The 18,235-nt window shown below is 72.1% G+C and carries 15 protein-coding genes; 7 read left to right on the top strand and 8 right to left on the bottom strand.

Going from position 1 to position 18,235, the window contains the following annotated elements:
* The 3 genes from TR48_RS07835 to TR48_RS07825 all read right to left on the bottom strand — a co-directional run.
* A partial coding sequence (locus TR48_RS07835; protein ID WP_042365168.1) for a DUF4139 domain-containing protein occupies positions 1 to 884 on the bottom strand: 884 nt, incomplete at its 3' end.
* 341 nt (positions 885 to 1,225) lie between these two features.
* The gene (locus TR48_RS07830) at positions 1,226 to 2,905 is read right to left on the bottom strand and encodes a DUF885 domain-containing protein (RefSeq protein WP_042365167.1); all 1,680 of its coding nucleotides are present in this window, start codon (positions 2,903 to 2,905) and stop codon (positions 1,226 to 1,228) included.
* Between the two features lie 29 nt (positions 2,906 to 2,934).
* Positions 2,935 to 3,615, bottom strand: a complete 681-nt coding sequence (locus tag TR48_RS07825) for a rhomboid-like protein (RefSeq protein ID WP_042365166.1) — start codon at positions 3,613 to 3,615, stop codon at positions 2,935 to 2,937.
* Positions 3,616 to 3,748: 133 nt separating this feature from the next.
* Here TR48_RS07825 and TR48_RS07820 point away from each other — a divergent pair, with 133 nt between their 5' ends.
* Positions 3,749 to 4,513: a TetR/AcrR family transcriptional regulator gene (locus TR48_RS07820; protein ID WP_042365165.1), complete on the top strand. Its 765-nt coding sequence runs from the start codon at positions 3,749 to 3,751 to the stop codon at positions 4,511 to 4,513.
* Positions 4,514 to 4,682: 169 nt separating this feature from the next.
* Here TR48_RS07820 and TR48_RS07815 read toward each other — a convergent pair whose 3' ends face one another.
* Complete coding sequence (locus tag TR48_RS07815) at positions 4,683 to 5,549, bottom strand: fumarylacetoacetate hydrolase family protein (RefSeq protein ID WP_042365216.1); 867 nt, start codon at positions 5,547 to 5,549, stop codon at positions 4,683 to 4,685.
* 241 nt (positions 5,550 to 5,790) lie between these two features.
* On the opposite strand from TR48_RS07815, the gene TR48_RS07810 reads away from it, so the two are divergent.
* On the top strand, positions 5,791 to 8,103 hold the full coding sequence (locus TR48_RS07810) for an FdhF/YdeP family oxidoreductase (RefSeq protein ID WP_042365164.1): 2,313 nt from the start codon (positions 5,791 to 5,793) through the stop codon (positions 8,101 to 8,103).
* Between the two features lie 32 nt (positions 8,104 to 8,135).
* Here the strand turns inward: TR48_RS07810 and TR48_RS07805 are convergent, their stop codons facing one another.
* Positions 8,136 to 9,572: a C40 family peptidase gene (locus tag TR48_RS07805; RefSeq protein ID WP_152627843.1), complete on the bottom strand. Its 1,437-nt coding sequence runs from the start codon at positions 9,570 to 9,572 to the stop codon at positions 8,136 to 8,138.
* A 444-nt stretch (positions 9,573 to 10,016) separates the two neighbouring features.
* Between TR48_RS07805 and TR48_RS07800 the strand changes: the two genes are divergently transcribed.
* Both TR48_RS07800 and TR48_RS45265 read left to right on the top strand, forming a co-directional pair.
* Entirely contained in the window at positions 10,017 to 11,183 is a 1,167-nt protein-coding gene (locus tag TR48_RS07800) for an inorganic phosphate transporter (protein ID WP_042365163.1), read from the top strand.
* A gap of 11 nt (positions 11,184 to 11,194) precedes the next feature.
* Positions 11,195 to 11,413: a hypothetical protein gene (locus TR48_RS45265; RefSeq protein WP_042365162.1), complete on the top strand. Its 219-nt coding sequence runs from the start codon at positions 11,195 to 11,197 to the stop codon at positions 11,411 to 11,413.
* A 154-nt stretch (positions 11,414 to 11,567) separates the two neighbouring features.
* Here the strand turns inward: TR48_RS45265 and TR48_RS07790 are convergent, their stop codons facing one another.
* Together TR48_RS07790 and TR48_RS07785 are read right to left on the bottom strand one after the other, a co-directional pair.
* Positions 11,568 to 12,677: a membrane protein gene (locus tag TR48_RS07790; protein WP_042365161.1), complete on the bottom strand. Its 1,110-nt coding sequence runs from the start codon at positions 12,675 to 12,677 to the stop codon at positions 11,568 to 11,570.
* A 148-nt stretch (positions 12,678 to 12,825) separates the two neighbouring features.
* Complete coding sequence (locus TR48_RS07785) at positions 12,826 to 13,587, bottom strand: enoyl-CoA hydratase/isomerase family protein (RefSeq protein WP_236652061.1); 762 nt, start codon at positions 13,585 to 13,587, stop codon at positions 12,826 to 12,828.
* A 138-nt stretch (positions 13,588 to 13,725) separates the two neighbouring features.
* Between TR48_RS07785 and TR48_RS07780 the strand changes: the two genes are divergently transcribed.
* A complete protein-coding gene (locus TR48_RS07780) occupies positions 13,726 to 14,535 on the top strand; it encodes a polysaccharide deacetylase family protein (protein ID WP_042365159.1) in 810 nt (269 codons plus the stop codon).
* The gene (locus tag TR48_RS07775) at positions 14,535 to 15,743 is read left to right on the top strand and encodes a YncE family protein (protein ID WP_084728978.1); all 1,209 of its coding nucleotides are present in this window, start codon (positions 14,535 to 14,537) and stop codon (positions 15,741 to 15,743) included. The genes TR48_RS07780 and TR48_RS07775 overlap by 1 nt, the downstream gene beginning before the upstream one ends.
* 3 nt (positions 15,744 to 15,746) lie before the next feature.
* Here TR48_RS07775 and TR48_RS07770 read toward each other — a convergent pair whose 3' ends face one another.
* Positions 15,747 to 17,165: an FtsW/RodA/SpoVE family cell cycle protein gene (locus tag TR48_RS07770; RefSeq protein WP_439654450.1), complete on the bottom strand. Its 1,419-nt coding sequence runs from the start codon at positions 17,163 to 17,165 to the stop codon at positions 15,747 to 15,749.
* Between the two features lie 168 nt (positions 17,166 to 17,333).
* Between TR48_RS07770 and TR48_RS07765 the strand changes: the two genes are divergently transcribed.
* Positions 17,334 to 18,056: a VOC family protein gene (locus TR48_RS07765; protein WP_042365157.1), complete on the top strand. Its 723-nt coding sequence runs from the start codon at positions 17,334 to 17,336 to the stop codon at positions 18,054 to 18,056.
* The last annotated feature ends 179 nt before the right edge of the window (positions 18,057 to 18,235 follow it).

Here is an 18,235-nt window from a genome sequence, read left to right as displayed (position 1 = left end):
CGCCACAACGGCGCCGGGGCGGCATCCTCCTGCCGACGGCCCAGGCGGATCGACCGCAGCTCGGGCAGGGAGGTGCGCCGCAGCAGGTCCGCTGTGGACAAGCTGAGCCGCACGCCCGTCCAGTCCTCCCCGGTGCGCTGCGCGACGCTCGCCCGCAGGGCGAGAGCGCCCGCGGCGGCGTCGGCGGAGCGGGACAGCCGCAGCTGGTACGAGGGGAACCAGGTCGCCCCCGGCACGACGTACTCGAGCTCCAGCTCCAACTCGCCCGGCTCGGCGGCCGCTTCGTCGATGGTGAGGGTCAGCACGGCGTCGGCGGTGGTGCGGGTGGTCTCGGTCGGCAGCGCGCTTCCTGCCTCGGCGAGACGGTGGCGGGCGAGGTCCAGCGCGTGCGAGGCGCGGGTGACCGCGTCCTCCGCGTCGAGCAGACGCCCGTGCAGGACGGCGAGCCGCGTGTCGACGAACTCGGCCAGCGCGAGGAACGCCTCGACCGGCGCGGGCCGCGGCGGATCCCCGCGGCGTGGCGCGGGCGGCGCCGCACGCAGGGACGCTGTCGCGTCGACCCGCACGGCCAGCCGTTCCCGCCGCGCGTACGCCGCGTCGTAAGCCCCCTCGGCGGCGTCGACGGCCTGCTTCAGCTCGGCGAGGCGCTCGGGCGTCTGCGGCTCGGCCCGCACCTCCCGCCGCACGTCCGTCACCCGGAACCCCGGGGTGAGGGCACGCGCACGCAGGGACGCGGCGTCCGCCACGAGCGGCAGACCGCTGACCCGCAGTCGGGTCGCCCCCGCGCCCCGCGCGTCCACGACCACCCGCCGCCGGCACAACGCGCCAAAGGCGTAGACGGTGACGGAGTCCAGCCGTGACTCCGCGACGGTTTCCCGCTCCACGAGACCCCCTCAGGTCGCCGGAGACCCCACCGTATCCGGTGGGGTCTCCGACACACGAGAAGCCGTCGCCCAGGGGCGCGAGGAACTGCGCGGGCGACCACCGGCCGGGGGCAGCCCTGCCCGTTCGGCGGCTCACCACCCGGGGCGGCTTGCGGCGCCCGCGCTGGGGGTACCTCCCGGCCGAAGGCCGGGGAGGTGCCGCACATCGGCAGAGCCTCGCCCCCTGGGTCGTGCGGGCGCCCGGGCGACGGAGCCTCAGGCGAGGGGTGGGGCCCCGTGTCGCCAGGGCCCCACGCCCCTGAGTGGTGCGGGGCGCCCCGGCAGCTCGGCCTCGCGCAGCGCTACAGCACCGTCAGCTCGGCGATCAGGTCGTCGAGGCCGAAGCTGCCCTGGGCCAGGGCCTTCATGTGCCAGGCCTTGAGGTCGAACTCCTCGCCCCGGGACTCCGCCGCGGCCTTGGCCGCCTCGCGGCCGGCGCGCCAGGCGCGCTCGCCGAGCTTGTAGCCGATGGCCTGGCCCGGCCAGCCGAGATAGCGGGTGATCTCGCTCTCGCGCATCTCCGCCGGGCTGCCGCTGTAGGCCGCGAAGAACTCCGTGGCCAGCTCCGCGTCCCAGGTCTCGCCGGGGCGGAACGGGGAGTCGGCCGGGATGGTGAGGCCGAGGTGCATGCCGATGTCGATGATGACGCGGATGGTGCGCAGCATCTGCTCGTCCAGGAAGCCGAGCCGGCGGCCCGGGTCGCCGAAGAAGCCGAGCTCGTCCATCAGCCGCTCCGCGTACAGCGCCCAGCCCTCGAGGTTGGCGCTGACGCCGCCGAGGGTGACCTGGTACGTGGAGAGCTGGTCCGCGGCGGCGACCCAGGAGGCGAGCTGCAGGTGGTGGCCGGGAACGCCCTCGTGGTACCAGGTGCTGACGAGCTGCCAGGTCGGGAAGGTGTCACGGCCGAGCGTCGGCAGCCAGGTGCGGCCGGGACGGGAGAAGTCCAGGCTCGGCTCGGTGTAGTACGGCGCGGCGGCGCTGCCCGCGGGGGCGATGCGCGACTCGACGCGGCGGATCTTGCCGCGGATGTCGAAGTGGGTGCCGTCGAGAGCCTCGATGGCCTCGTCCATGATGGCCTGGAGCCAGGCGCGGATCTCCTCGACGCCCTCGACCGCGTGGCCTGAGGTCTCCAGGTACTCGATGGCCTCCTGCGGCGTCGCGCCGGGCTTGACCTTCTCCGCCTCGGCCCGGATCTCGGCCTCGAGGCGGTGGAACTCCGTCCACGCCCAGCTGTAGGCCTCGTCGAGGTCCAGGTCGGCGCCGGTGTGCAGGCGGGCGGAGCGCAGGTAGAGCTCGCGTCCGGCGGTGTCAGGCCGGTCGGCGGCGGCGGGCGCGTACGTGTCGCGCAGGAAGGTGCGGAACTCGGTGATCGCGGCGGCGGCCGGCTCGGCGGCGGCGTCCAGGGCCGGGCGCTGCGCCTCGGGGCAGTCGGCGGCGAAGCCGCGGTACCAGCTGTCCTCGTCCTCGAACCAGGCGGCCAACTGCTCGATCACCGTGCTCACCTGGCGCGGACCGCTGACCAGACCGCGGCTCAGGCCCTCGGCGAGGGTCTGCTGGTAGCCGCGGACGGCCTCGGCCGTGTTCGCCATCCGGCCGACAAGCAGCTCCCAGTCGGCCTCGGTGTCGCTCGGCGTCATCGTGAAGATCGCGCGGACCATGTGGATCGGCGAGGCGATGTTGTTCAGCGAGCGGAAGTGGTCGCCCGCGTCGTGCACGACGAGCTCGGCGGTGAGGCGCTCGCGCAGCAGCCGGGCGCAGGCGGCCTCGGCCCGGTCGTCGAGGGCCTCGGCCGGCAGCGCGTCGAGCGCGGCGAGCGCCGTGCGTGCGAGCTCGGCCTCGGCGTCGAAACCGGCGGGGGACAGGTCGGGCTGACGCCGGTCGTCCGGATACAGGCCGAGGGAGGCGGCAACGGCGGGATTCTGCCGGGCCATCGCATCGACGTAGTCGTCGGCGATCCGGCGCGGGGTGAGGGAGTCTGCCATGCGAGCATCTTGCACCACGGAGAGGGGTGCTAACCCTGACTTTTGCCCACCCGTTGCCGGACCCGCCGGGCGACCTCGGCGGGATCGATCCCGTGCTCCGCCCAGCCCCTGGTCAACGGCTTGCAGGCCAGGCCGATCAGGTAGGCGCAGAGGTGCCCGAGGTTGGTGTAGTCGGTGCCGGAGGCGAGCAGCACGACGAAGAAGGCGGCGGTGACGCCCAAGTACCACCAGCGCCACGGCCGGTCGATCAGCCACACCAGCACGCCGACCCCGCCGGACACCCCGTAGCTGACCCCGATGTCCAGCACGAACACCTCCCGGCGCGAGTCCAGCCCGGCGTCGATGAGCAGCCGCACCGTCCCCTCGCTGATCAGCGTCGCCCCGACGTGCGCGAGGGCGACGACGGCGAGCCAGCGGGCGGTGCCGAGCCGCCGCTCCACCGGCACCAGGAAGATGTTGAACACCACGAACCAGAACAGGAAGCTCGGCGTCTGCGTCCAGAAGGCGCTGCTGATCAGGACTTTGATCGGATGGTGGCTCAGCTCGGCCAGGTTGGTGCTGTGCGTCTCGAGCCACCAGTGCCGGTAGCGGGGCGGCATCCGAGTCAGCGCGATCGTGTTCAGGCCCAGGAACAGCAGCCACAGGTAGGTGCCGGGCGCCGCACAGATGTAACGCCAGACGTGGCGGGCGACCCGCGCGACGCGTTCCATGGCGCCATTCTGCCTGGATCTTGCCGCTCGCCAGGAACGATCAGATCGCAGACCGCTCGAAGGAGGTGTTCCGCCTGCGGGACGAAGGACTTCGGCCTGCTCCGGGGGGACCTCGACGGCGTAGGGTGAGCGGGTGACGACCCGAGCGACCGTCGACGAGAACCCTGCGGCCCCCACGCCGGCTGCGCCCCGCGCGCGCCGCGGACCGTACCGGCGGCTGCCGGTCGAACAGCGCCGCGAGCAGTTGATCGCGGTGGCCCTGGAGCTGTTCAGCCGCCACGCACCGGAGGAGGTCTCCCTCGACGACGTCGCCGCCGCGGCGGAGGCCTCGCGGCCGCTGGTCTACCGCTACTTCCCCGGCGGGAAGCAGCAGTTGTACGAGGCCGCACTGAAGAGCGCGGCCAGCGAGCTGATCAGCCGGTTCGTGGAGCCGTCGGAGGGCTCCCCCACGGAACGCCTGGCGCACGCGCTGGATCGCTATCTCTCCTTCGTCCACGAGCACGCGGCCGGTTACGGCGCGCTGCTGCGCGGCGGCTCAGCGGTGGAGACCCACCGCACGACGGCGATGGTCGACGAGGTCAGGCGGGCGGCGTTCCGCAGCATCGTCCAGCACCTCGAGGTCGCCGACCCCGGGCCGCGCCTGGGCCTGCTGGTCCGCTCCTGGATCGCGGTCGTCGAGGCCACCGCGCTGACCTCCCTCGACGAGGGCGACGTCGGCGACGTGGAGTCCCTGCGGGACTGGCTGGTGGACCAGTTCGTGGCGATGTTCGCGGTCACCGCCCTCCACGACGCGCAGAGCGCGGCGGTACTGAGGCGGCTGCTCGCGCACTACGACGGCGTCGGACCGGGCGCCAAGCTCATCGAGGGCCTGGGCGGATTGTTGCTCTCCGAGATGTAGTCGCACTACCCGGGGGCGCGGGGAACCGCGCGAGTAACCACCCTCTCGGATGGCCCTGCGCGCTCGGCGACTCACCACGCACGGTGGCTGTCGCGCAGTTCCCCCCGCGACCCTGCCGCCACCCTGAGGTGAGTGCAACTGCATGCGGGAGCGTGGCTGACGGGAGGGGCTACGCCTTGCCCACCGGCAGCTTCTGGCTGCCCAGGCCGTCGATCTCCAGGTCCATGACGTCGCCCGGCTGGAGCCACGGCTGGCCCGGGGTGCCCATGGCGACGCCGGCCGGGGTGCCGGTGTTCACGATGTCGCCCGGCTCCAGGACCATGAACTGACTGAGGTACCAGACCACATGGCGGACGTCGAAGATCATGTTCGCCGTGGAGCCGTGCTGGCGGACCTCGCCGTTGACCCGGAGGCGCAGGCCGAGGGCCTGCGGGTCGGGGACCTCGTCCGCGGTGACGAGCCAGGGGCCGAGGGGGTTGAAGGTCTCGCAGGACTTGCCCTTGTCCCAGGTTCCGCCGCGCTCCAGCTGCCACTCCCGCTCGGAGACGTCGTTGCTGATCGCGTAGCCCGCGATCACCGCGTCCGCGTCCGCCGGGGAGGCGAGGTAGCGGGCTCGGGCGCCGATGACGACGGCGAGTTCGACCTCCCAGTCGGTCTTCGCGCTGCCGCGCGGGACGAGGACCTCGTCGTAGGGGCCGACCACGGTGTCGCTGGCCTTCATGAAGACGACCGGCTCGGCCGGGATCGCCTGGCCCGTCTCCTCGGCGTGGTCACGGTAGTTGAGGCCGATGCAGACGACCTTGCCGGGGCGCGCCACGGGCGCGCCGACGCGGGCGCCTGCCAGCGGCAGCAGCGTGAACCCGCCCGCGGCCGCGCGCGCGACGAGCTCCGCCCGGCGTTCGGGCGTCAGCGAGGCGAGGAACGCGCCGTCGATGTCGGACGTCACCGCCGACAGGTCGTGCGCGGCCTCCGCGTCCGCGGTCAGCAGCAGCGCGGGTCGCTCGGAGCCCGCCGGTCCTACACGCAGGAATCGCACCTGCACACCCACCTTGCGATCGGGACGGTCCGGTCGCCCACCGTCGCTGGAGAGAAGGAGATCCGTTTCTAGCAGGTGACAACCGGTCGGGACCATGGGGCGCCCGCGATACGGACGAGTAGCAAACGGCTGCGGGCGGCACCGGGACTGTCTGAATGGGCCCATTCACTCCCCTTGCGGCGGGGTGGAAAGATGTCCGGGTCGACACGGCATCGACGACAGCGAAGGAAAGGTGAGGCGCATGGCGCGCAAGGCTCCCGTCACGGACCCGGTGCAGGACGCGCCCACGACCGGCGCGCCCGCGCACGCCGCCGCGGGCGTGCCCGCACTGAGGCACACCACGCAGATCGCCGCAGCGCAGATGGGTCTGCCGCGCGCGGTGAAGACGCTGCTGAAGCTCAACCAGCCGAACGGCTTCGACTGCCCCGGCTGCGCCTGGCCGGAGCCGGAGCACACCCACACCGCCGAGTTCTGCGAGAACGGCGCCAAGGCCGTCGCCGAGGAGGCGACCCTGCGCCGGGTCGGACCGGAGTTCTTCGCCGAGCACTCCGTCGCGGAGCTCGCCGAGCGCAGCGGCTACTGGCTGGGCCAGCAGGGCCGTCTGACGACGCCCATGCTGCTGGACGAGGGCGCCACCCACTACACGCCCCTCTCCTGGGACGACGCGCTTCAGCTCGTCGCCGACGAGCTGAAGGCGATGGACGACCCGAACCAGGCCGTCTTCTACACCTCCGGCCGCACCTCCAACGAGGCGGCCTTCGCCTACCAGCTCTTCGCCCGCCAGCTCGGCACCAACAACCTGCCGGACTGCTCCAACATGTGCCACGAGTCGTCCGGCTCAGCCCTGGTGGAGACGCTCGGCGTCGGCAAGGGCAGCGTCCACCTCAAGGACCTCTACCAGGCCGACCTGATCATCGTCGCCGGGCAGAACCCGGGCACCAACCACCCGCGCATGCTCTCGGCGCTGGAGCGCGCCAAGCGCGCCGGGGCGACGATCGTCAGCGTGAACCCGCTGCCGGAGGCGGGGCTTGAGCGGTTCAAGAACCCGCAGAACGCCCGGGGCCTGGTCGGCCTGGGCACCAAGCTGACCGACCTGTTCCTGCAGATCCGTCTGGGCGGCGACCTCGCGCTCTTCCGCGCGCTCAACCTGCTGCTGCTGGAGGCCGAGGAGAAGGCTCCCGGCACGGTCCTGGACCGGGCGTTCATCGAGGAGCACTGCGCCGGCTTCGAGGAGTTCGCCGCCGAGGCCAAGCAGACCGACTGGGCCGACGTGCACGCCGCGACCGGCCTCCCGGACAGCCAGATCCTGGAGCTGTCCCAGCTGGTGCTCAGGTCCGAGAAGATCATCGTCTGCTGGGCGATGGGCCTGACCCAGCACCGGCACTCCGTGCCCACCATCCGCGAGGTCGTCAACTTCCTGCTGCTTCGCGGCAACGTGGGCAAGGCGGGCGCCGGCGTCTGCCCCGTGCGCGGCCACAGCAACGTGCAGGGCGACCGCACCATGGGCATCTTCGAGCGCCCCGCCGCCGCGTTCCTGGACTCCCTCGGCAGGGAGTTCCGCTTCGATCCGCCGCGCGAGCACGGCCTGGACGTGGTCGACTCCATCCGCGGCATGCGCGACGGCAAGGTGCGGGTCTTCTTCGCGATGGGCGGCAACTTCGTGGCCGCGTCGCCGGACACGGACGTCACCGAGGCGGCCATGCGCAACTGCCGGCTCACCGTCCACGTCTCGACCAAGCTCAACCGCTCGCACGTGGTCACCGGTGCCCGCGCGCTGATCCTGCCGACGCTCGGCCGCACCGACCTCGACCGCCAGGCCTCCGGCCCGCAGGAGGTCACCGTCGAGGACTCGATGGGCATGGTGCACGCCTCGCGCGGTGCCCTGAAGCCGCCGGCCGCGGACGTGCTGTCCGAGGTCGCGATCGTCTGCAAACTGGCGCGGCGCACCCTCGGCCCGAAGAACACCGTGCCGTGGGAGGACTTCAACGCCTCCTACAGCAACATCCGCGACCGCATCGCGCGCGTCATCCCGGGCTTCGAGGACTACAACGCGAAGATCAAGGCGCCCGGCGGCTTCGCCCTCCCCCACGGGCCGCGCGACAAGCGGGCGTTCCCGACCGCGACGGGCAAGGCGAACTTCACCGTCAACGCGATGACGGCCCCCGAGGTGCCGGAGGGCCGCCTGCTGCTCCAGACGCTGCGCTCGCACGACCAGTACAACACCACGGTCTACGGCCTCGACGACCGCTACCGCGGCATCACCGGCGGCCGCCGAGTGATCCTGCTGAACCCCGAGGACGCGGCTGCCCTCGGCCTGGCGGAAGGCGACTACGTCGACCTGGTCGGCGAGTGGCGCGACGGCGCCGAGCGCCGGGCGCCGCACTTCCGTGTGGTGCTCTACCCGACGACCCGCGGCTGCGCCGCCGCGTACTACCCGGAGACCAACGTGCTGGTCCCGCTGGACAGCACGGCGGAGACGAGCAACACCCCGACGTCCAAGTCGGTCGTGATCCGCCTCGAGAAGGAGCAGGAGCAGGAGCAGACGCAGGCGTAGCAGCCGGTCGTGGCCGCGCCGGGCCCGAAGCCCTACGGCTTCGGGCTCAGCGAGACCTTCGTGCTCGCCGTCGCGGACGACACCGCCGAGGGCGAGACCGAGGCCGTCGCCGAGGTCGACGGCGTCACCGACGGGGTCGGGCCCGGGGAGGGGCTGCCGGAGGACGAGCCGCTCGGGCTCGGCGTCGGCGTGGGCGACGGCGACTTCGTGGGCCCGGTCGTCGGGGACGGGGTCGGCTTCGGCGTGGGCTTGGGCGTCGGCTTGGGAGCCGGCGGCAGCGTCGGGCCGATCGGCTGGGGGTTCTGCGAACCCGTCGGAGGCGCGGGCGGGTTGTAGCTGCCGAGCGAGGAGTCCTGGGGGTCCGGGCGCACCGCGCCCAGGATCGGGTTCTGGGCGATCGGCGCGATGTCCACGAACGCGCCGGGGTGCGGGGCCTGGATGACCATGCCGCCGCCGATGTAGATCGCGACGTGCGTGGCGCCCTGGAAGTAGAGGATCAGGTCGCCCGGGCGCAGCTGGTCCAGCGGGATGTGGGTGAGCTGGGCCCACTGCTCCTGGCTGGTGCGCGGGATCGGGACGCCGGCGGCCAGCCAGGCCTGCGAGGTGAGGCCGGAGCAGTCGAAGACCTTGGGCCCGTCACCGCCCCAGACGTACGGCTTGCCGAGCTGCGCGAAGGCGAAGGCCACCGCGGCGGCTCCGGCCGAGGACGGCTTCTCGCCGCCCTTGCCCAGCACGCCGGAGGCCAGCAGCGCGAGCTGCGCCGCGTTCGCCTCCTTCTGCTCCAGCTGCGACAGCAGGTCCCGCTGCGCCCCGGTCAGCCCGCTGACGAGCTGTTCGAGGCCGGTGAGCTCCTTGTTGACGGTGTCCTTCTGCTTGCCCTGCGCGGCGACGAGCTGGGCGACCCGAGTCTGGGCGGCCTTGGCCGCGGTCTCCGAGAGGGTCAGCGCGGCCTGGTCGTCGGCGAGCTGGTGCAGGAGGTCCGCCTGGGAGCGGGCCGCCGCGTCCAGCAGCTCCTTGCCGTGGATGGCGGCGTCCGGGTCGTCGGCGAAGACGATCTGGGCGAGTTGGGAGAGGCCCCCGTCGCGGTACTGCTGCGAGGCGAACTCGCCGGCCAGTTCGGTGCCGGCGGCGACCTGGGTCCTCGCGTCGGTCACCTGGACGTCGATCTCCATGACGTTCGTCTGGGCCTGGCTCAGCTGCTCGGTGAGCGAGTCGTACTGCTGAGTGGCCGCCTCCACCTGCTGGTAGAGGCTGTGCAGGCGGGTCAGGATCGGCAGCAGCGCCTTCTCGGCCTGGCTCAGGTTGGCGAGCCCGGCCTGCCCGGTGATCGAGCCGGCGCCGACCGCGCTTCCGCTGCCGCCGCCGGGCGTCGCGGACGCCGTCCCGGCGGCCGGCAGCACCGCGAGCGATGCCGCCGCGAGCATCAGTCCGCAGCGCAGGACCCCGCGCAACCACGGACGCCGTTCCATGCCGCCGATGCTCAGCACTCGCCCCAGCCCCTTCGTCCCGCGCCGCTCCCCGCGGCGACCCCGAACACCCCGAACACCCCGAAAGCACACCCCCCGGTGCGTGCACGGGTGATCCTCCCACGCCCCGTCGGAACTCGGCAGTACGCACCGTGCGTTCCGGCTGATTCTGAGAGCACTCACACCCGGACGCCCAGGGCACCGCGCGGGCGTGAATGTGACGCACCACTCACGACAGGAAGAGACGAACGCGCCGTGAACGAGGGGGCCCAATCGCCGCAAGGGCGGACCACGTCGTCGGACGTCGGCTTGTGGCCCCTTTGTCATGTTTCCGCTCCCCCATCAATCCCAAATCGGTTCGTAGTTAACCTTCCGTTCACTCGGGCTCCCTACGGTCACGATCGCGGCGACCGCCGTGCACGCCTCCGCTGAGACGATTGTTTGGGCATGGAACACGTATCGTTCCTGGTGACCGCCGTAGTGATCACGGCTCTCGCCTTCGACTTCACCAACGGCTTCCACGACACGGCCAACTCGATGGCCACCTCGATCGCCACCGGAGCGCTGCGGCCCAAGCTCGCCGTCGCGATCTCCGCGGTGCTGAACCTCGCGGGCGCCTTCCTGTCGGTCGCCGTCGCCAAGACCATCTCCGGCGGCATCCTCGACGAGAAGGCCGGACTCAAGCCGCAGATCGTCTTCGCGGCCCTGATCGGCGCCATCGTCTGGAACCTCGTCACCTGGTTGCGCGGCATCCCGTCCAGCTCCTCGCACGCCCTGTACGGCGGCCTGATCGGTGCGACGCTGTTCGCCGTCGGCACCCACGGCGTCCACTTCGACGTGGTGATGACGAAGATCATCATCCCGGCCGTCGCCTCCCCGGTCGTCGCAGGCGTGGCCGCCTTGGCCGCCACCAAGATCGCCTACCGGATGACCCGCAAGGGTGACGAGAAGGTGAACACCAGGGGCTTCAAGGCCGGGCAGATCGCCTCCGCGATGCTGGTCTCCGTCGCGCACGGCACCAGCGACGGCCAGAAGACGATGGGCGTCATCACGCTGACCCTGATCACCGCCGGTTCGCTGGCCCCTGGCTCCAACCCGCCGCTGTGGGTCATCCTGGCCGCCGGTCTCGCCATGGCGCTGGGCACCTACGTCGGCGGCTGGCGCATCATCCGCACCATGGGCACCGGCATCTCCGAGATCGAGCCCGCCCAGGGCCTGACCGCGCAGAGCGCGGCGGCCACGGTCATCCTGACCTCCTCGCACATGGGCTTCGGCCTGTCCACCACCCACGTCTGCTCCGGCGGCATCATGGGCGCCGGCAAGGGCCGCGCCGGCGGCGTCGTGCACTGGTCCACGGCCCGCCGCATGGCCTACGCATGGCTGCTCACCCTCCCGGCCGCGGGCCTCGTCGGCGGTCTCGGCGTGCTGCTGGCCGACCAGGGCGCATGGGGCGAGATCGCGCTCGGCCTGATCGGCGCGGGCGTGGCGGCGACCATCTTCGTCCTGTCGCGCCGCCAGAAGGTCGACGCGGCCAACGTCGTGGCGCACGAGATCGTCCCCCAGCCCGCCGAGCCGTCCCTCCCGGCGGCCCCGACCGCGCCCGTCGCGGCCTGAGGAGCAGCACGATGAACATCAACTGGTCCGCGCTCGGCAGCACGTTCGGCGCCAGCGTCCTCATCACCGTCGCCGTGGTCGCCGCGTTCTGCCTCGGCATGTCCGCGCTGTCGCGCCGCGAGCGCACCACGGGAGGCGCGGCCGCCGCATCCCTGAGCGCCGCCGTCCTCAGCTTCGCGCTGTGCGCGGGCGCGGTGGGGTACGGGTTCTACCTCATCGGGCACAAGTAGCGGTCGTCTCGGTCGAATCTTCCCGGCCCCGGGCCGGGAGACACCCCCACCTGACGGGCGGACGGTCCTGCAGCAGCAGGACCGTCCGCCCGTCAGCGGCTTTGCGCCCGTCCGTGGCTTTGCGCCCGTCAGCGGCTTTGCGCCCGTGCCCGCGTCAGGTCGCGTCGCGCGCGGAGTCCGCTGCCCCGGACGGCGCCGGGGACGGCGCGACGTGGAGGTCGGGGCGGCCGGCGCCCCTGCGGAGGGCGGAGGCGAGCAGGGTGAGGCCGACGCCGACCACGATCCACGCCGAGAGGACCAGCAGCGGGCGGAGGACGTCCGAGCCGTGGAAGTAGGCGATCGAGCGATTGAGGCCCGTGCCCGCTCCGTTGGGCAGCCAGGGGCCGATCGCGCGCCAGAAGGGCGGCATCAGCGGCGGCGGGAAGACCCCGCCCGCGCTCGGGTTGCCCAGGATGACGAAGAGCAGCACCGCGACGCCGATGCCGATGACGTCGAAGAAGCATTCCAGGGCCATGGTCACCGCGCCCACGCCGAACACCACCATGGTGCCGACGCCCCACAACGCGACGACGCTCCCGGGCAGCGCGTCGAGGATCGGTCCCGCGATCAGCGCCCCGCCGAGGCCGGCCGCGATCGAGAACAGCAGGAGCGAGCCAAGCCGAATGATCGCGCGCGGGACGTTCGCCGGGCGCGTGCCCGCACTGATGCCGAGCAGCGAGGCCACCAGATAGCCGCCCACGCACCAGCCGACCGCGAGATAGAAGGACGAGAGCCCCTCCGCGTCGCCCGGCGCCAGCGGCACGACGTCCTTGACCGCGACCGTGCGGCCCTGCTGCGCCTCGGCCTGCGTGACGATCTGCGTGACCGCGGTCGCCAGCGCGGGGCCGGAGGCGTTGGCGACCAGCAGCGTGTCCCGGGTGCCTGCCGGGTTCACGACCAGGGCGGTGTACAGCTTCTGGTCCTTGATCTGCTGGACGGCGGTCGCCTCGTCGGCGACGGGCCTGGCGTCGAGAACGTGGTCGGGCAGCCCGTTGAGGCCCGCGACGACCTGCGCGCTCGCCTGCGGCGGGGCGACGACGCCGATCGACGCCTTGTACGGGTACGGGTGATGCAGCGCGCCGATGTAGGACACGATGAAGCCCAGCTGCAGCCCGAGCACCGCGATCACGAGCAGCGCGGTGCGGCCGTTGACGGCGTCCTTGAGCTCCGCCAGGAATCCGGGGCGGCCGCCCGCGCCCCTGCTTCCGGTCACTCCACTGGCCATCAGGTCCGTCCGTTCCGGTCTGGAATGAAACGGACATCAAGCTATTTTCCGGATGGCGCAGGCCGGGGCAGGCGCGCCGGGACCGCCCCACCCGGAAACCGCGGGCGACCCCGGCGGGCGGCTCGCGCGGGCGGGCCAGACGGGCGGGTCAGAACCGTGGCGCCCGCCGTTCCAGGAACGCGGCCAGGCCCTCGCGCACGTCCGGCGTGGTCCGCGACGCGCGCTCCCACGGCTCCGCCGCGGCCTGGGCGTCCCCGCCCGTCACGACCGCGTCCACGACGGCCTTGACCGCCCCCTGCGTCTGCGCCGAGCGCGAGGCCAGCACCCGCGCGAAGTCGAGCGCGCGCCGGTGGACGTCGTCGGCGACCTCGTCGACCAGGCCGAAGACCAGGGCCTGGTCCGCCGTCACCAGTTCGGCGGAGTAGAGCAGATACTTCGCACGCGCAGGACCGAGAAGCCTGGCCAGACGCGCCGTGGGCACGGAGGGATAGACGATGCCGAGCTTGGCCGGGGTGATCCCGAAGCGCGCGCCGCGCGCGGCGAACCGCAGGTCGCAGGCGACCGCGAGCTGGCAGCCGCCGCCCACGCACGGGCCGTCCACGACCGCCGCCGTCGGGTGCGGGAAGGCCGCCAGCGCCGACTCCGCGGCGACGTTGACGGCGTGGTAGTCGTCGGCCGCCTCAGGGCTCGCGTAGACGTCGGCCAGTTCGCCGATGTCCGCGCCGGCCGAGAACGCGCCGCCGGCGCCCGTCAGCAGCAGCACCCGCAGGCCGGGCTCCGCCGCCAAACGGGTGAGCACCCCGGGCAGGGCGTGCCACTGGGCGCGCGTCAGCGCGTTCTTCTTCTCCGGCCGGTCCAGGAGCAGGACGGCGACCCCGTCGTCCCCCAGGAAGACGCGCAACCCCGGCACGCCGAAAGGGAGCTCTTTCCGGTCGGTTGTGAGCACCTGATCTCCTTGTTCCGCCTGTGTTCCGCCGAACTGCCGACTCCGATCGTCCGTCAGAGTCTCGACGCGCGGATATGTGACGTTCCGCATACCGTCGGGACGGTGAGCCCACTGGACCGCCGCCACGTCCTCCGCGCCGCCACGCTCGGTGCCGCCGCGTCCATGCTGAGTGCCTGCGGCGGCGGCCCCAGACCCGCGAACGCGGGCGGCGGTGGAGGCGACGGCCGCGGCACCGGCGCCATGCCCTCGGTCTCCGCCGATCCGTCCCACAGCACCGTTGCTTCGCCAGCAGCCGCGTCACCCGCCGCCGGGCTGCCGTTCGAGATCCACTCCGGGCCGACGACCACCGACCGGGTGGCGCTCACCTTCCACGGCCAGGGCGACCCGGCCGCCGCCCGGTCGCTGCTGACCGAGGCGGAGCGGGCGGGCGCCAGGATCACGGTGATGGCCGTGGGCAGCTGGCTGGACAGCTACCCCGAGATGGCGAAGCGCGTCCTCGACGGCGGCCACGAGCTGGGCAACCACACGCAGAACCATGTCGCCATCTCCACGCTCTCCGCGGACGCGGCCTACGCCGAGATCGAGCGCTGCGCGCAGCGCCTGCGGCAGCTGACCGGCTCGATCGGCGCCTGGTTCCGGCCCTCGCAGGCCCAGGACTGCACCGACGTCGTCGCCGCGCAGGCCCGCCGGGCGGGCTACGCCCACTGCCTCTCCTACGACGTGGACTCCCTCGACTACACCGACCCCGGCGCGAGCGCCGTGACGCACACGGTGCTCGGCCAGGCGCGCGCCGGATCGGTGGTGTCGATGCACTTCGGGCACGCCGGCACCGTCGCCGCGCTGCCCGCGATCCTTGACGGCCTCCGGCAGCGCGGTCTCCGTGCTGTCACGACCTCGGAGCTGCTGAGCTGATGCGCACTCACCGCCTTGCCACCGCCGCCGCCCTGAGCGCCGCCGCCACGCTGGTGGTGACCACCGCGTGCTCCTCCGGCGGCCCGGCCGACACGAACGCGATCAACGCCCGGCAGCAGGCCACGGCGTCCGGCTCCACCGCCGGGTCGGCCGCGGCGCAGACCAAGAGCGGCGACGCGGACCTGCCGGGCATGCCGCCACTGCTCGACCCCAAGGACGTCTACGCGGCCGACCGGCCGAACCAGCTGTCGCCGGTGGTGAAGAACTTCCCCGCGCGCGTCTACGTGCCCAACACGCTCTCCAACACCGTCACCGTGATCGACCCGGCCACCTACAAGGTGATCGACAAGATCCCGGTCGGCAACGAGCCGCAGCACGTCGTTCCCTCCTGGGACCTGAAGACCCTCTGGGTCAACAACGACCTCGGCAACACCCTCACCCCGATCGACCCCGCCACCGGCAAGGCCGGCCCGACGGTCGACGTGCACGACCCGTACAACCTGTACTTCACGCCCGACGGCAAGTACGCGGTGGTCATGGCCTCGGCCGATCACCAGCTGGTCTTCCGCGACGCCCACACCATGAAGGTCGTCAAGGCCATCCCGTCCCAGTGCGACGGCGTCAACCACGCCGACTTCTCCCCCGACGGGCGCTACTTCATCGTCTCCTGCGAGTTCTCCGGCGACCTGCTGAAGGTCGACACCGCGAAGATGGAGATCGTGGACGAGCAGAAGATCCCGTTCACCGGCTCGATGCCGCAGGACGTCAAGGTCTCCCCCAACGGCAAGGTCTGGTACGTCGCCGACATGATCGCCAACGGCGTGTGGGAGCTGAACGGCGACACCTTCTCCAAGCCCACACTGCTGCCGACGGGCGCGGGCGCGCACGGCCTCTACATCAGCCGCGACTCCAAGTACCTCTACATCTCCAACCGCGGCGAGGGCTCCGTCTCCGTCCTTGACTTCGCCACCGGCAAGCTGATCCACAAGTGGTTCATCCCCGGCGGCGGCAGCCCCGACATGGGCGGCGTCTCCGCCGACGGCAAGGTCCTGTGGCTCTCCGGCCGCTACAACTCCGTCGTCTACGCGATGTCGACGACGGACGGCAAACTGCTGGCCAGGATCCCCGTCGGCGACGGACCGCACGGCCTCTGCGTCTACCCCCAGCCCGGGCGCTACTCCCTCGGGCACACGGGCGTCTTCCGCTGAGGGTCAGTTGCCGGTCTGCTCCATCTCGGCCTGGGCGCGGGCGATCTCCTCGGCGGAGATGGTCAGGGTCTCGTTCGGGTCCGGCTTGGGCTCCATCTCGGCGCGGCCGGAGGCGTCGCTCAGCTTGATCAGCAGGGCGATCATCAGCCAGTTGGCGACCGTCGACGAACCACCCTGGGCGAGGAACGGCAGCGCCTTGCCGGTCTGCGGGATCAGGCCGATGACACCGCCCGCCACGACGAAGACCTGGAGCACCAGCGCCGCCGCAAGGCCCGCCGCGAGCAGCTTGCCGAAGGGGTCGGTGAGGCGGACGGCGGTGCGCATGCCGCGCTGGCCCAGCATCAGGTAGAGCACCAGCACGACCATGATCCCGGCCGTGCCCAGTTCCTCGCCGACGGTCGACAGGATCCAGTCGCTGCGGCCGGCGAAGCCGATCAGCCAGGAGTCGCCGCGACCGAGCCCGGTGCCGAGCAGGCCGCCGTGGCCGAGGCTGAACAGCGACTCCGCCAACTGCGGTGAGGAGCCCTGCGGCGAGGGGGTGCCGTAGTAGGCCATCGGGTCGAGCCAGTTGTTCACGCGGTACTTGACGTGGGTGACCAGGGTCCCCGCCGCGACCGCGCCGCCCACGGCCATCAGGGCGCCGAGGACGACCCATCCGGTCCGCTCGGTGGCGACGTACAGCATGACGATGAACGCGCCGAAGAAGATCAGCGAGGTGCCGAGGTCGGACTCGAAGACCAGGACGACGAGGCTGACGGCCCAGACGACCAGAATCGGGCCCATGTTGCGTCCGCGCGGCAGCGCGATGCCCAGCACCTTGCGGCCGACCAGGGCGAGAGCGTCGCGGTTGGCCATCAGGTAGCTGGCGAAGAAGACGATGATCGCGATCTTGGTGAACTCGCCGGGCTGGAACTGGAGCGGTCCCAGGCGGATCCAGCGGCGGGCGCCGTACTGGTCCTGCCCGAAGAAGGCGGGCGCGACCAGGGCGATCAGCGAGCCGGCCATCAGCAGGTAGGTGTACCGGGCGAGCACCCGGTGGTGCTTGACGAGGATGACCAGGCCGGCGAAGACGACGACGGCTATGACCGTCCACATCACCTGGTTCGGTGCGGCGGCGGTCGAGCTGTACACCTTGATGTACGAGGTGTCGAGCCGGTCGATCAGCACCAGCCCCAGCCCGGTCAGGACCACGGCCAGCGGGAGGATCAGCGGGTCCGCGTACGGCGCCCAGCGCCGCACCACGAGGTGCGCTCCGATCGCGAGCACACCGAGACCGAGCACCGACGTGAGGAAGCCGCTCGACAGCTTCCCGGTCAGCCCCACGTCGGCGTCCGCCTTGGCGAAGCCGCACACGACGACGGCGAAGAGCAGCAGGAACAGTTCGAGGTTCCGCCTGCGCTTCGCCCCCGGTGCAACCTCCACGGCAGCGCTCCGCGAGCTCCGTGCGCCCATCTTCTGCCCACCCAACACATCACCGACGTTCCGAGAACCGTGGCATTGTCGCAGGTCCGGTCTCAAGGTGGGGAACGCGTCTGCGAGCGGCACGGTTCTCCGCACGCGTCAGGTGTGACGCAGGCTACGCTGCGAACCATGATCCGCTGGGTGTACGCGTTCGTGGACCGTCCTCGAGACCGCATGGCGGCTGCCGCCGCGTTCTGGACGGCGGTGACGAACACCTCACTGTCCGCCCCCCGTGGGGAGGCGGGCGAGTTCGCGACGTTCCTGCCGAACGACGGCGAGGACGCCTGTCTGAAGCTGCAAGGCGTGCACGAGAGCCGCGGCGACCATTTCGACCTGGCGGTCGAACGCCCGCGCGCCCTGGCGGACGACGCGGTGGCGCTCGGGGCGGAGGTGGTCGCGGAGCACGGCTCCTGGCTCGTCCTGCGTTCGCCGGCAGGCCAGCTCTTCTGCGTGGTCCCCTGGCACCGCGAGTACCGCCGCCCGCCGGCCGTCGCGGGCACGCGGCTGGACCAGATCGCGATCGACATCCCGGCCGAGGCGTACGAGGCCGAGGCCGAGTTCTGGGCCGAGCTCACCGGCTGGACGGTGGAGCGCGGCTCCCGCCCCGAGTTCCGGGTCGTGCAGTCCCCGACGGACCTGCCGTTCCGACTGCTCCTCCACCGTCTCGACGAGGCGCGCCCGGCCGGCGCGCACCTCGACTTCGCCTGTGCGGACCGCCACGCGACCCGCGAGGCACACGAGGAGCTGGGGGCGACGTTCGTCGCCGACCACGGCCACTGGACCGTGATGCGCGACCCGGCCGGCGGCACCTACTGCCTCACCGCCCGCAACCCGGCGACAGGCCGGCTGTAGTTGCACTCTCAATGGGCGCCGGGCTCCGCCGATGTGCGGCTCCGCCGCCCAGGCGCGAGCAGCCGGGCGATGCGCTCCCACAGACGACTGCAGCACGCCAGGGGCACAGGGAACTGCCGATGTGCGGCTCCGCCGCGCAGGCGCCAGCAGCCGGGCGATGCGCTCCCGCAGACGACTGC

This window comes from Streptacidiphilus neutrinimicus (genome assembly GCF_000787815.1).
Taxonomy (GTDB): Bacteria; Actinomycetota; Actinomycetes; order Streptomycetales; family Streptomycetaceae; genus Streptacidiphilus; species Streptacidiphilus neutrinimicus.
The sequence above is the reverse complement of the archived record's forward strand: the minus strand, read 5'-3'. Positions and strand labels throughout refer to the sequence as shown.